Consider the following 13,270-nt stretch of genomic DNA (forward strand, 5'->3'; position numbering starts at 1 on the left):
AAGACGCGGCGGATCAATCATCCATCTTCAGGGCGGCGATGAACGCCTCCTGGGGGATCTCGACGCGCCCGAACTGGCGCATCTTCTTCTTGCCTTCCTTCTGCTTGTCCAAGAGCTTGCGCTTACGCGAGATGTCGCCGCCGTAGCACTTGGCGGTGACGTCCTTGGACAGGGCCTTGATCGTCTCGCGGGCGATGATCTTGCCGCCGATCGCCGCCTGGACGGGGATCTGGAACAGGTGGCGGGGGATCAGGTCCTTCAGCTTCTCGCACATGGCCCGGCCGCGCGATTCCGCGCGGGTGCGGTGGACCAGCATCGAGAGGGCGTCCACCGGCTCGGCATTCACCAGGATCGACATCTTCACGAGGTCGCCCTCGCGGTAATCCGAGACGTGGTAATCGAACGAGGCGTAGCCCTTCGAGATCGACTTCAGCCGGTCGTAAAAATCGAACACCACCTCGTTCAGCGGCAGGTCGTAGACCACCATGGCGCGCTTGCCGACGTAGTTGAGATCGCTCTGGACGCCGCGGCGGTCCTGGCAGAGCTTCAGCACGCCGCCGAGATACTCGTCGGGCGTCAGGATCGTGGCGCGGATCCAGGGCTCCTCGATCGACTCGATCTTCATGATGTCCGGCATATCGGCCGGGTTGTGGAGTTCCTTCACCTCGCCGTCGCGCATCTTCAGGCGGTAGACCACCGAGGGCGCCGTGGAGATCAGGTCGAGGTTGAACTCGCGCTCCAGCCGCTCCTGGATGATCTCCAGGTGCAGGAGCCCGAGGAAGCCGCAGCGGAACCCGAAGCCGAGGGCGGCCGAACTCTCCATCTCGTAGGAGAACGAGGCGTCGTTGAGCCGGAGCCGGCCCATGGCCGAGCGCAGGTTCTCGAACTCGGCCGCGTCCACCGGGAACAGGCCGCAGAACACCACCGCCTGGACTTCCTTGAAGCCCGGCAGCATCTCGGTGGTCTGGCGCTTGTCCTCGGTGATGGTGTCGCCGACGCGGGTGTCGGCCACCTCCTTGATCGAGCCGGTGAAGAAGCCGACCTCGCCCGGACCCAGCGCGTCGATATCGGCCATCTTCGGCCGGAACACGCCGATCCGGTCGACGCCGTAGACCGCGTCGGCGCCCATCATGCGGATGGTCATGCCCTTCTTGAGGGTGCCGTCGATGATCCGCACCAGCACCACGACGCCGAGATAGGCATCGTACCAGCTGTCCACGAGGAGCGCCTTCAAGGGCGCGTCGCGGTTGCCCTTCGGGGCCGGCAGGCGCGTGACGATCGCCTCCAGCACCGCCTCGATATTGAGCCCTGTCTTGGCCGAGATCGGCACGGCTTGGGAGGCGTCGAGGCCGATCACCTCCTCGATCTGCTCCTTGACGCGCTCCGGTTCGGCGGCCGGCAGATCGACCTTGTTGAGGACCGGCACGATCTCGTGGTTGGCATCGAGCGCCTGATAGACGTTGGCGAGGGTCTGCGCCTCCACGCCCTGGGAGGCGTCCACCACCAGCAGCGAGCCCTCGCAGGCGGCCAGCGAGCGCGACACCTCGTAGGCGAAGTCGACGTGGCCGGGCGTGTCCATCAGGTTCAGGACGTAATCCTTGCCGTCCTGCGCCTTGTATTCCAAGCGCACGGTCTGCGCCTTGATGGTGATTCCGCGCTCCTTCTCGATATCCATCGAGTCGAGCATCTGCTCACTCATGTCGCGCAGCGCGACGGTGCCGGTGGCCTGGATCAGCCGGTCCGCCAGAGTCGATTTGCCGTGGTCGATATGCGCGACGATCGAGAAGTTGCGGATGGATTCGATCGGGGCTGTCATCGGCATTCCGTTCGGGCGCGCGCCGGCGCGCACCGTCTGATGTCGGGGCGTATTCGAATGGATCGGCTGCTGCGCGAGATAGCAGCGCCACGGGAAGGCGCCAAGCGCACCCGCGGTCGGCGCGCCATCCTGTCACCCGGGGCCGGAAGGACGGATCCCGAAAAACCGACGGGGGCCGGACGGGTCCGGCCCCCGGGGTCAGGGACGCAAGGTCCTGGCTTCGCTCCGCGCGAGCCGCTCAGCGGCCGCGATCGCGGATCAGACGCTCGATCTCGGCTTCGCCGTGGGAGCGCGCCTTGGCCTCGGTCGGGTGCTTCCGGTCCGAACGCTGGTGCAACTTCCCGTGCTTCCGGATGCTCCACTGGAACATCGAGCCGCTCTCGCCGACCGGCTCGACGTCGAGGCTGAAGGGGTAGGTATCTGTCTGGGTATCGCTCATAGCGCGGATATGGGGCATTCAGCGACGTTTCGCCATGCCCCATCGCGAAGTCCTTACATCGCGTCGTTGCATCATCACGTCTCCGACCCGGTTGCGCGCGCACGCGCGGCCATGGCAACGAGGCTTTTGCGCAGTGCTCCCATGTCGGCGACGCGTTCCGGGTAGAGCACCCGGGCGGTGCGGTCCCCCGCCATCAGGTCCATGCCCTCGGGGTCGAGGCCGGTGAGTCGCCAGGGCAGCCCGGCCTCGCCGCCGGCGCCGATCGCGTAGAGCGCCAGCGCGTCGGCGTGGTCGGCATTCATGTGCTCCACGGCGCCGCGCTCGGCTGCCACCACGGCCTCCGCGCCCGCGAGGTCGAGGAGCAGTTGGTCGCGGGTCAGCGTCGCGGCCTTTGCGAAGCCGCCGTTGAGGTGACCCGATTCGGGATCCAGGGCGAAAAAGCCGAAATCCGGGAAGTCGGCGTAGAGCTTCGCCTTGGGATGGCGGGCGAGGAACCGCTCCCGCGCCCGGGGCTCGCTGGTCTGAACCGCACAGCCGACGACCGTCAGACGAGGATGGGCGAGGGGATCGCCCTTGCCGCCCTGCGAGAATAGCAGCGAGCAGCGCGGATCGGCCAACAGGTTGCGTGTGTGGGCCGACAGCCGCGACAGCAGCATCAGCGGCGTCCCGTCCGCGTCGGTGGCCATCGTCACCAGCGACGCGAACGGGGTGCCGTCCGGGTCGAGGGTCGCGAGGGCGCCGGACCGGATGCCGCGCAGCAGGCTGCGCGACAGCCCGATCGCGTCGAACGGCGCCGCCTCGGCGGGCAGCGGACGGGCCGGGCCGCCCGCGCCCGGACCGCTCTCGATCGTCTCATCCATCCGCGATTCCTCCCCGCTCGCACGACCGCCTTCATCGGCTGCCACGTTAGCGGTGTCGGGGCGGAATGCGAGGCGCCCGACCCGCGTCAGATCGGCCGTCGACGTCGGACGTTACGGCCAAGCTATGACCGCCGCTCGCTTTTTCCGATCGGCCGTACTAAAGCACCTGTCCCTTTGCGTGCGCCGGGCTGCGCCGAAACCGCCCGGTTCGCGTTTTGTCTGCCCCTCGGGGGCCGGGATGCGGCGCGGCCTGTGCGTAAAGCCGGGACCGCGCCTTCGCCCGTTCAGTCAGGGACCGCGCATGCCGACCATCGCCCTCGTCGACGACGACCGGAATATCCTCACCTCTGTGTCGATCGCGCTGGAGACCGAAGGCTACCGCATCCAGACCTACACGGACGGTGCCTCCGCCCTGGACGGTCTGCGACACTCGCCGCCGGATCTCGCCATCTTCGACATCAAGATGCCGCGCATGGACGGCATGGAGCTTCTCCGACGCCTGCGGCAGAAATCTGACCTTCCCGTGATCTTCCTGACGTCGAAGGACGAGGAGATCGACGAGCTGTTCGGCCTGAAGATGGGCGCCGACGATTTCATCCATAAGCCGTTCTCGCAGCGGCTGCTGGTGGAACGCGTCAAGGCCGTCCTCCGGCGTTTCGCCAAGGAGGCCCCGGGCGCGACGCGCAGCGGCGAGGCCGAAATCGCGGCCCGCTCCCTGGAGCGCGGTGCGCTGATGATGGATCCCGAGCGCCACACCTGCACCTGGAAGGGCGAGCCCGTGACCCTCACGGTTACGGAGTTCCTGATTCTCCAGGCGCTGGCCCAGCGCCCCGGCGTGGTGAAGAGCCGGAACGCCCTGATGGATGCGGCCTACGACGATCAGGTCTACGTGGATGACCGGACGATCGACAGCCACATCAAGCGCCTGCGGAAGAAGTTCAAGGTGACGGACCAGGCCTTCGACATGATCGAGACGCTCTACGGCGTCGGCTACCGGTTCAAGGAGGCATGATCTTCAGGATCCTCGCCGCGTGACCGCCCGCACTCCTTCCCAGACTGAGGATGCCCGACCCCGCACCTCCCTGGCCCAGGCCCTGTCCCGCCCGCTCGCGTTGCCCCGCGCCCTGTGGGACGCCGTCGGCCAGCGCGCCTCGTCGAGCCTGACGCGGCGCATCGTCGTCCTTAACCTCGTCGGGCTGATCGCCCTGCTCGTCGGGTTTCTCTACCTGAACCAGTTCCGCCAGGGCCTGATCCAGGCACGGATCCAGAGCCTCGCCATCCAGGGCGAGATCATCGCGGGGGCGATCGCGGCTTCGGCGTCGGTGGACACCGATACGATCCGCATCGATCCCGACAAACTGCTCCAGCAGCAGGCCGGCGAGGCCGCCGAGGAGGAATCACAGCCGCTCGCGTTCTCGCTCAACCCCGAGAAGGTGGCGCCCCTCCTGTCGCGCCTCGTGACGCCGACGGGTAACCGCGCCCGGGTCTACGATCAGGAGGGCGGCCTCCTGTTCGACACCCGCACCCTGTTCAAGCGCGGCGACGCGAGCCGCCCCGATCCGCTGGAGCCGAAGCCCCACAAGCCCGGGATGCTCGAATCCGCGTTCGAGGCGGTCCAGTCGAAGCTCGGCGGCCTGTTCCGCGGCCGGACCGACGCGACCGAGGAAACGGGGCCGGTGAACGGCCATTCCCTCCGAGAGGTCCAAGCGGCCCTCGGCGGCAACCGCGACAGCCTCGTCCGCCGCAACAAGCTCGGCGAGACCACGGTCTCGGTTGCGGTGCCGATCCACCGGGCCGGCTCGGTCCGCGGCGCCCTGCTGATCTCGACCCAGGGCGACGCCATCGACCGGGTCATCGCCTCGGAACGATTCGGCCTGCTGCAGGTGTTCCTCGTGGCATCGGCGGTGATGGTGGTCCTGTCGTTCCTCCTGGCCGGCGCCATCGCGGGTCCGGTGCGGCGCCTCGCGGAGGCGGCCGAGAAGGTCCGCATGGGCATCAAGACCCGCGAGGAAATCCCCGATTTCACGGAGCGCACCGACGAGATCGGCCACCTGTCGGGCGCCTTGCGCGACATGACCCAGGCGCTCTACCGGCGGATCGACGCCATCGAGAGCTTCGCGGCCGATGTCAGCCACGAGTTGAAGAACCCCCTGACCTCCCTCCGCAGCGCTGTGGAGACGCTACCGCTCGCGAAGTCGGACGAGTCCCGCGGCCGCCTGATGGCGATCATCCAGCATGACGTGAAGCGCCTCGACCGGCTGATCAGCGACATCGCCGACGCTTCGCGGCTCGATGCCGAACTGGCGCGGGCGGAGGCGCGGCGGGTCGATCTGCGGCGGCTTCTCACCACCGTCGTTTCCGTCGCCAACGAGCGGCGGCGCCCGAAGGACTGCCTGATTCAGCTCGACGTCGAATCGACCGGATCCGAGCAGGATGCGCCGTTCACGATCATCGGTCACGACAGCCGGCTCGGGCAGGTCGTCAACAACCTCCTCGACAACGCCCGCTCATTCTCGCCGAGCGACGCCAAGGTCCGGGTCGTGCTGCGCCGGGTTCGCGGCGAGGTGGAGATGATCTGCGAGGACGAAGGGCCGGGCATCCCCGAGCACGCGTTGGAGCGGATCTTCGAGCGCTTCTACACCGACCGTCCGGAGCAGGGCTTCGGCCAGAATTCGGGTCTCGGCCTGTCGATCTCCCGCCAGATCGTGCAGGCTCATCGCGGTACGATCCGGGCCGAGAACCGTCCCGGTGCCCCCGATGAGGACGGCGAGCCGACGGTGCGGGGCGCGCGCTTCGTCGTGCGCCTGCCGGCGGCACCGCGGCAGCTTCACGCCTGATGATCACCCTTCACGGCGCCTGCGTCGCGCTGTGCGGGTCCGGGATCCTGATCCGCGGGCCGTCCGGAGCCGGCAAATCCAGCCTCGCCCTGTTCCTCGCCACCGCGGCGGACGGAGCCTTCGTGGCCGACGATCGGGTCGTCTGCATGGCGCGCGACGGGCGACTCGTCGCCTCCCCACATCCGGCGCTGGCCGGGCGGGTCGAGGTCCGGGGGCAGGGGATCCTTTCGGTGGCCGATCTCGGTCTACCGTCCGCGCCGGAGGCGGTGCTGCATCTCGCCGTAGATCTCGTCGATTCGGCGATGCGCCTGCCGGAGCCGCCAGCGGATGCGGTGCTCCTCGGAATCACCCTGCATCGCCTCGTGCTCGATCGCGGTGCCCGTTCGGCCGGCCTTGCCCCGCTCCTGATCCGTGCGGCACTGCGAAAACATCATCCGTGACTTCGCAGCCGCACAGGCCGCTTGAGTCGCGCAACATTGGTATACCCCCATGGCGCGCACGAAGCGCGCGTGGCATGATCGCGGCAATGTCCGGGCAAAAAAGTCGCGTTCGCCTTGTTGGGGGCTGTGCGATGCACAACATGGCGACACACACAGGACGTTGGAACACGTGTCCATGATTGGCATGGTGCTCGTCACCCACGGGCTACTGGCGACCGAATTCAAGGCCGCTCTGGAGCACGTGGTCGGCCCACAGGATCAGATCGAGACGATCACGATCGGGCCGGAGGACGATATGGAATTGCGACGCCGGGACATCATGTCCGCGGTCTGTCGCGTGAATACCGGAGAGGGCGTGGTGGTGCTGACCGACATGTTCGGCGGCACCCCCTCCAATCTTGCCCTCTCCTGCATGAACGGCGGCTCCGTTGAGGTGGTGGCCGGAATCAATCTGCCGATGCTGATCAAGCTTGCCAGCGTCCGCGACGAGGAGAAGCTCGGCGACGCCGTGCTCCACGCTCAGGAAGCCGGTCGAAAATACATCAACGTCGCCTCGCGAGTTCTCGCGGGTAAGTAGTTTACCTCGGTCAGGACTCCAGTACGGCCGCCCTGGGGGCCGACCGTCGCGCGCTGACGGTGATTCCCACGGATGCCGCGATCACCATTGCGATCGCGAGCCACTGCACGGCGCTGATTTGCTCTCCCAACAGGATGAGTCCCGCGCAGGCCGCAACGGCCGGCTCCACGCTCATCAGGACACCGAAGCTCTTCCGATCGAGTCGGCGCAGGGCGATCATCTCCAGCGAGTAGGGCAGGGCGCTCGACATCAGCGCCACCGCGAGGCCCGCAGCCAGGATGCCGGGCGCGAGCAGGGCCGAACCGGCCTCCGCGATGCCGAAGGGCGCCACGACGAGCGCAGCCGTTAACATCCCCAGAGACACGGCCTGGCCGCCATCGATGCGCCCGGCCCGCTGCCCGAACAGGATGTAGAGCGCCCAGGCCAGCGCCGCACCGAGGTCGAGCAGGATGCCGACGGGATCGAGCCCGTCCGTGGTGGCGATCGGCAGCAGCAGCGTCAGCCCGGCCACCGCCACACCGATCCACAGGAAATCCGAGCGGCGGCGGGACGCGATCAGCGCAACGGCCAGAGGACCGACGAACTCGATGGCCACGGCCGGTCCGAGGGGCAGGCGCGCCAGGGCGAGGTAGAATAGCAGGTTCATCAGCCCGAGGGCGGTCCCGTAGAGGGCGATCCAGCCGGCCTCGCGCGCCGGAAGGCTGCGTCGCCATGGCTGCCAGACGGCAATCAGGATCAGCGCCGAGAAGCCGACCCGCAGGGCGGACGTCCCGGCTGCGCCGACCGCCGGGAACAGACTCTTGGCGAAGGTCGCGCCGCACTGGAGGGAGAGCATGCCGGTGACGAGGGCCGCCACCGAGAGAACAGTATCGCCGACGCCGAACCTGTTGTGTGACACGCGTCGACATTCCTCAGGATCGCGATCCGGCGCAGGGATAGCAGCCTCGGCGTCCGATCTGGGCGTGGCCGGCAGAGCGGCCGTCCTCGTGACGCTTCGATGCATCGCCGCCCCGGCCGGCCGCACCGAAGCGCGGCCCCTCCCGCCTATGTGAAAGGTGGCCCGAGGGCCGGGGACGCGCACCGGCGGATCCCGATCCGGGCAGTCCTCAGAGGATGAACCGGCTCAGATCCGCATTCGCCGCCAGATCCTGCACGCGGTCGCGCACGTAGGCGGCGTCGATCGGCACCGTTTCGCCGGATCGGTCCGTCGCCGTGAAGGAGATCTCGTCGATCACCCGCTCCAGGACCGTCTGAAGCCGGCGGGCACCGATGTTCTCCACCGATGAGTTCACCTCGACGGCGACACGGGCGAGGGCGTCCACGGCGTCCTCGGTGAAGGTGAGGATCACGCCCTCCGTCTCCATCAGGGCCACGGTCTGCTTGATCAGGCTCGCCTCTGTGGCGGTGAGGATCTGCTTGAAGTCGTCCACCGTCAGCGGCTGGAGCTCCACCCGGATCGGCAGCCGGCCCTGCAACTCGGGCAGGAGGTCGGACGGCTTCGAGACGTGGAAGGCGCCCGAGGCAATGAAGAGAATGTGGTCGGTCTTCACCGGCCCGTGCTTGGTGGTGACGGTGGTGCCCTCGATCAACGGCAGCAGGTCGCGCTGAACGCCCTCGCGGGACACGTCGCCGGAGGTGCGGCCCTCGCGGGCGCAGATCTTGTCGATCTCGTCGAGGAACACGATGCCGTTGTTCTCGACCTCGCCGATCGCCTCACGGACCAGCGCCTCGTCGTCGACGAGCTTGTCGGATTCCTCGGCCATCAACGGTGCGTAGGCGTCCCGCACCAAGATCCGGCGCGGCTTGCCGCGCTGGCCGCCGAGCGCCTTGCCGAGCATGTCGCCGATGTTGATCGCGCCCATGGACGCGCCCGGCATGCCGGGGATCTCGAACATCGGCATGCCGGTGGGGGCGCCGGACGTCAGCTCCAGCTCGACTTCCTTGTCGTCGAGTTCGCTGTTGCGCAGCTTGCGCCGGAAACTGTCGCGGGTGGACTGGCTGGCGGTCGGCCCGACGAGGGCGTCGAGGAGCCGGTTCTCGGCCGCAGCTTCGGCCTTGGCCTTAACGCCCTCCCGCTTTGCCTGCCGGGTCAGGCCGATCGCCACCTCCACGAGGTCGCGGACGATTTGCTCGACGTCGCGGCCGACATAGCCGACCTCGGTGAATTTGGTGGCTTCGATCTTGAGGAACGGCGCATTGGCGAGGCGGGCGAGGCGGCGCGCGATCTCGGTCTTGCCGCAGCCGGTCGGCCCGATCATCAGGATGTTCTTGGGCGCGACCTCCTCACGGAGAGGTCCTGTGAGCTGCTGGCGCCGCCAGCGATTGCGCAACGCGATCGCCACGGCGCGCTTGGCGTCGTGCTGTCCGACGATGAAGCGATCGAGTTCGGACACGATCTCGCGCGGAGAGAACGTCGTCACCGCTGTGCCATCCCTGTTCCCGGCCCGAATGCGGCCCCGCGCCGGGAATGGGGTTCCGCGCCGCCCCGCGCAAGGGGCGAGGCGCGGTCAGATAGCCGCCTCAGTGCGTCGCCGGGACCGCGCCCGTACCGTCCTTGTCGTGCTGGCCGAACCGCTCCACCAGGGTCGTGCTCGCCGCATTGAGCCCCACGACCGCGACGTCGCGGCCGCGGGCGCGGGCCTTGAGCACCACGCGGTCGAGGGCGGCGACGGCCGAGATGTCCCAGAAATGCGCCGCGTGGACGTCGATCACGAGTCGCTCGACCGGCTCGAGCACGTCGATTGCCTCCGAGAAGGTGCCCGCCGAGGCAAAGAAGACCTGTCCGGAGACGCTGTAGGTCCGGGTCCGCCCGTCCGCCGAGAGGGCCGAGGTGATCCGGTTGAGCCGGGAGACCTTGCCGGCGAAGAACACGCCGGAGAGCAGCACGCCGGCCAGCACGCCGATGGCGAGATCCTTGGTGGCCACCACGACGAGGACGGTCGCCAGCATGACCGCGGAGGAGGGCAGCGGGTTCGTCCGGAGGCGCGCCAGCGAGCGCCAAGAGAACGTGTTGATCGAGACCATGATCATCACGGCGGTGAGCGCCGCCACCGGCACCACGGCGAGCAGGTCCTGAAGCGCCACGAGGAGCAGCAGCAGGAACGCCCCGGCCACCAGGGTCGAGAGACGGCCGCGGGCGCCGGAGGAGACGTTGATCACCGACTGGCCGATCATCGCACAGCCGCCCATGCCGCCGAACACCGCGGAGGCCATGTTGGCGACGCCCTGGCCCATGCATTCGCGATTCTTGTCGCTGCCGGTATCGGTCAGGTCGTCGACGATCTGCGCGGTGAGGAGGCTCTCCAGCAGGCCAACCGCGGCGAGCGTCGCCGCGTAGGGCAGCAGGATCCGGAACGTCTCCCAGGTCAGGGGGACGTCCGGAAGGACGAAGCGCGGCAGTGACGAGGGCAGGGCGCCGAGATGGGCGACCGTCCGGACGTCGAGGTGGAAGACCGCGGTGATCGCCGTCAGCACCGCGATCGCCACGAGGGGCGACGGGATCGCACGGGTGATCCGCGGGAATCCGTAGATGATGGCGAGACCGAGGGCGATCAGACCGTAGGTCGCCGGCGTGACCCCGGTGAGTTCGGGCATCTGCGCCAGGAAGATCAGGATCGCCAGGGCGTTGACGAAGCCGGTCATGACCGATTGCGAGACGAAGCGCATCAGCCGACCGAGCTTCAAAAAGCCCGCCAGGATCTGGATGAGGCCCATCAGGATGGTGGCGGCGAAGAGGTACTGCACCCCGTGCTCCCGCACGAGGTCGACCATCACCACGGCGGTGGCCGCGGTGGCGGCCGAAATCATCGCCGGGCGGCCACCCGCGAAGGCGATGGTGCAGGCGATGACCACGGAGGCGTAGAGGCCGACCTTGGGGTCGACCCCGGCGATCACCGAGAAGCCGATGGCCTCGGGGATCAACGCGAGGGCGACGACGATGCCCGAAAGCGTGTCGCCGCGGATGTTGGATGTCCACGACCGGAGAGATCCGGGCCGTCCGGAGAAGCTGAGTGACATAAGGGAATCCGCACGAGCGGCGCGCCCGCGTCGCTGGCGGGTCCAAACGCGTCTCGAATGCGTGGTCCGGCGGATCGGCGGCCGGAAGAGCCACCCGGGCTTTCACCGGGTCCTTGCGAATGCGCGGACCCTACGGGTGTGTGCGCTGCAATGCAACATGCAGGCGCCGCGACGCGACGCTCAGGCCGCCCGCACCTGCGCCACGAAGCCCGCGACCTCGCCACCAAGCCCGCTGGAACGGCGGGCGATGTCGGCCGCCGCGTCCAGAACCTCGGCGGCGCTGGCGCCGGTGTTCCGGGCCGCTCCGAGGACGAGCGCCATGGTCTCGGTGACGGCGCGAGTGCCGCTCGCGGCTTCGGAAACGCTGCGCGCGATCTCCTGGGTGGCGAGCTGCTGCTCCTCGACGGCCGCGGCAACGCCGAGGGCGATCCCATGCACCTGCTCGATCGTGCCGCCGATCTCCTCGATGGCGGCGACCGCCTCGTGGGTCGCGGCGCGCATCGCCGCGATCTGACCCGCGATCTCGTCGGTGGCCTTGGCGGTCTGCGTTGCCAGATCCTTCACTTCGGTGGCGACGACCGCGAAGCCGCGCCCGGCCTCGCCGGCCCGGGCCGCTTCGATCGTGGCGTTCAGGGCCAGCAGGTTGGTCTGGCCGGCGATGGTGGAGATCAGCGAGACGACCTGGCCGATCCCGTCGGCGCTGCGGGCGAGCGCCTGAACGCTGGACCGGGTCCGTCGCGCCGCCTCGACAGCGCTCTCGGCCGCAGTCGAGGTCTGCGTGACCTGCACGCCGATCTCGCTCGCCGTGGCGGCGAGTTCCTCGGTGGCGGCGGCGACGGCCTCGACGTTGTAGGCTGTGGTCTCGGCCGCTCGGGTAACGGCCTGCGACTGCGTCCCGGCATGCTCGGCGTTGCCCGCCATGGTTGCGGCGGCACGCTCCAGTCCGGCGGCGGCGCCGGCGAGGTGGTCCACCAAGCCGCCAATGCTGCCCTGGAATCGGTCGGCGAGGCCGGACATCTCGGAGCGCTTGCGCGTGTCCGAATCGAGCCGCATCCGGTCATGCTCGTGACGCAGGCTCTCGGACTCCCGCATCGTATCGCTGAACACCTGCATACTCGTCCAGATCGCGCCGATCTCGTCGCGCCCTGGCTTGATCGCCGGCATCGTCAGGTCTCCGCGTGAGAGGCGCTGGATCGCATCCGAGACCGCGCGAAGGGGCCGGGCGATCTGCCGTTGTCCGACGAGGAAGCCGAGGAGGCAGCAGATTGCGGTTCCGGCAAGGGCCAGCCCGAGGAGAAGCAAGGTCCGCGTCTCGAACAACGCCTGCGTATCGGCCTTGATCGCGCTCATCTCGTCCCGGCCGCGGGTGACCAGGGTATCGATGCTGGCCTGGAAAGCCTTGCGGTTGGCGCGGTTTGCGTCGTTGAACCCCAGCTCGGCGGCGGCCTTCGGGCCGGACGTGTCGCCGGCATCGGCGAGGGTGCTGCGCAGGTTCCGGAACGCATCGGCGTTGCGCATCATGGTCTCGAAGAGCGGGCGCTCGGCTGCGGTCACCCGTGGTGCCCACTCCGCCCTAAGGGCGTCCATCTCGGCCAAGCCCTTGCGGATGCCGGCTGTGTATTTCGCGGCCTCGGCACGGTCGGCCGACGCATAGACGCCGCGCGAATCCATCGTCACCTCGGCTGCGAGGCGATTGAAATTCGCGGCGTCTAGCGCCCGGATCGACGCGCTCTCGACGTCTGTCAGGGCGCGTTCGAAGCTCTGGAGCGTGGCGACGCTCACCCCGGCCACCACCAGCGTCGTCAGGCTGCAGGCGCCGACAAAGCCCAGAAGTTTTCCGCCGATTTTCATTGGATTTCCAACCGTGGTGGCTCGGTTGGCGCTAAAATGCCGTATATTCGTCAATGCGTCGTAAACCGTCGACGGACGGCAATATTGGTCGTCGTCAAACGTGTGGTGACGGAAGCAGCCGGGCGCGCGGTTCGGAGCGAACCGCGCGGCACCGTTCAGGCGGCTCTGACGTTTTCGAGGAAGCGRCCGACTTCTGCGGTCAGGGCGTGGGATTGCCGCGACAGCTCGGCGGCGGCGCCGAGAACCTGGCTGGCCGCGGCTCCGGTCTCCTCCGCCGCGCCGGCGACGCCGGAGATGTTGCTCGTCACCTCGCCGGCGCCGAGGGCCGCCTGCGCGACGTTGCGGACGATCTCCTGGGTGGCCGCGCCCTGCTGCTCCACCGCGGCGGCGATCGAGGTCGCCACGCCGCTGATCTCCCGGATCCGCTCGGTGA

Annotated in this window: 11 protein-coding genes, 1 pseudogene and 1 other annotated feature; of the genes and pseudogenes, 4 read left to right on the plus strand and 8 right to left on the minus strand. The window is 68.4% G+C overall.

Annotated features, from left to right (window positions below; translation table 11 throughout):
- Positions 1-13: 13 nt before the first annotated feature.
- The 3 genes from lepA to ACXJKQ_RS08350 all read right to left on the minus strand — a co-directional run bounded on the left by lepA (position 14) and on the right by ACXJKQ_RS08350 (position 3,115).
- Positions 14-1,816, minus strand: coding sequence for a translation elongation factor 4 (lepA, locus tag ACXJKQ_RS08340; RefSeq protein WP_457105296.1), 1,803 nt, complete (start codon positions 1,814-1,816; stop codon positions 14-16).
- Positions 1,817-2,054: 238 nt separating this feature from the next.
- Entirely contained in the window at positions 2,055-2,255 is a 201-nt protein-coding gene (locus tag ACXJKQ_RS08345) for a hypothetical protein (protein ID WP_457105297.1), read from the minus strand.
- Between the two features lie 74 nt (positions 2,256-2,329).
- Positions 2,330-3,115 carry a HugZ family pyridoxamine 5'-phosphate oxidase gene (locus ACXJKQ_RS08350; RefSeq protein ID WP_457105298.1) on the minus strand — a complete coding sequence of 262 codons (786 nt, stop codon included), beginning with the start codon at positions 3,113-3,115 and terminating at the stop codon, positions 2,330-2,332.
- A gap of 301 nt (positions 3,116-3,416) precedes the next feature.
- Here ACXJKQ_RS08350 and ACXJKQ_RS08355 point away from each other — a divergent pair, with 301 nt between their 5' ends.
- From ACXJKQ_RS08355 to ACXJKQ_RS08370, 4 genes are all read left to right on the plus strand, one after another.
- The gene (locus tag ACXJKQ_RS08355) at positions 3,417-4,127 is read left to right on the plus strand and encodes a response regulator transcription factor (RefSeq protein WP_457105299.1); all 711 of its coding nucleotides are present in this window, start codon (positions 3,417-3,419) and stop codon (positions 4,125-4,127) included.
- A 19-nt stretch (positions 4,128-4,146) separates the two neighbouring features.
- Entirely contained in the window at positions 4,147-5,952 is a 1,806-nt protein-coding gene (locus ACXJKQ_RS08360) for a stimulus-sensing domain-containing protein (protein WP_457105300.1), read from the plus strand.
- Positions 5,952-6,392 (plus strand): HPr kinase/phosphorylase, encoded by a 441-nt coding sequence (locus ACXJKQ_RS08365; protein WP_457105301.1) that lies wholly within the window; start codon positions 5,952-5,954, stop codon positions 6,390-6,392. The genes ACXJKQ_RS08360 and ACXJKQ_RS08365 overlap by 1 nt, the downstream gene beginning before the upstream one ends.
- Positions 6,393-6,567: 175 nt before the next feature.
- A complete protein-coding gene (locus tag ACXJKQ_RS08370) occupies positions 6,568-6,969 on the plus strand; it encodes a PTS sugar transporter subunit IIA (RefSeq protein ID WP_043351658.1) in 402 nt (133 codons plus the stop codon).
- 10 nt (positions 6,970-6,979) lie between these two features.
- Here ACXJKQ_RS08370 and ACXJKQ_RS08375 read toward each other — a convergent pair whose 3' ends face one another.
- The 5 genes and pseudogenes from ACXJKQ_RS08375 to ACXJKQ_RS08395 all read right to left on the minus strand — a co-directional run.
- Positions 6,980-7,867: an EamA family transporter gene (locus ACXJKQ_RS08375; RefSeq protein ID WP_457105302.1), complete on the minus strand. Its 888-nt coding sequence runs from the start codon at positions 7,865-7,867 to the stop codon at positions 6,980-6,982.
- A 208-nt stretch (positions 7,868-8,075) separates the two neighbouring features.
- The gene (gene hslU, locus ACXJKQ_RS08380) at positions 8,076-9,389 is read right to left on the minus strand and encodes an ATP-dependent protease ATPase subunit HslU (protein ID WP_457105303.1); all 1,314 of its coding nucleotides are present in this window, start codon (positions 9,387-9,389) and stop codon (positions 8,076-8,078) included.
- Between the two features lie 100 nt (positions 9,390-9,489).
- Positions 9,490-10,986, minus strand: coding sequence for a SulP family inorganic anion transporter (locus tag ACXJKQ_RS08385; protein ID WP_457105304.1), 1,497 nt, complete (start codon positions 10,984-10,986; stop codon positions 9,490-9,492).
- A 60-nt stretch (positions 10,987-11,046) separates the two neighbouring features.
- Positions 11,047-11,102 (minus strand) — a sequence feature (sul1 is cis-regulatory element that is thought to sense ions involved in sulfur or methionine metabolism; They are found in Alphaproteobacteria).
- Between the two features lie 64 nt (positions 11,103-11,166).
- Entirely contained in the window at positions 11,167-12,837 is a 1,671-nt protein-coding gene (locus ACXJKQ_RS08390; protein ID WP_457105305.1) for a methyl-accepting chemotaxis protein, read from the minus strand.
- Between the two features lie 155 nt (positions 12,838-12,992).
- Positions 12,993-13,270: pseudogene (locus tag ACXJKQ_RS08395) on the minus strand (methyl-accepting chemotaxis protein); the annotation flags it as partial.

It is taken from the genome of Methylobacterium sp. P5_C11, assembly GCF_054049775.1.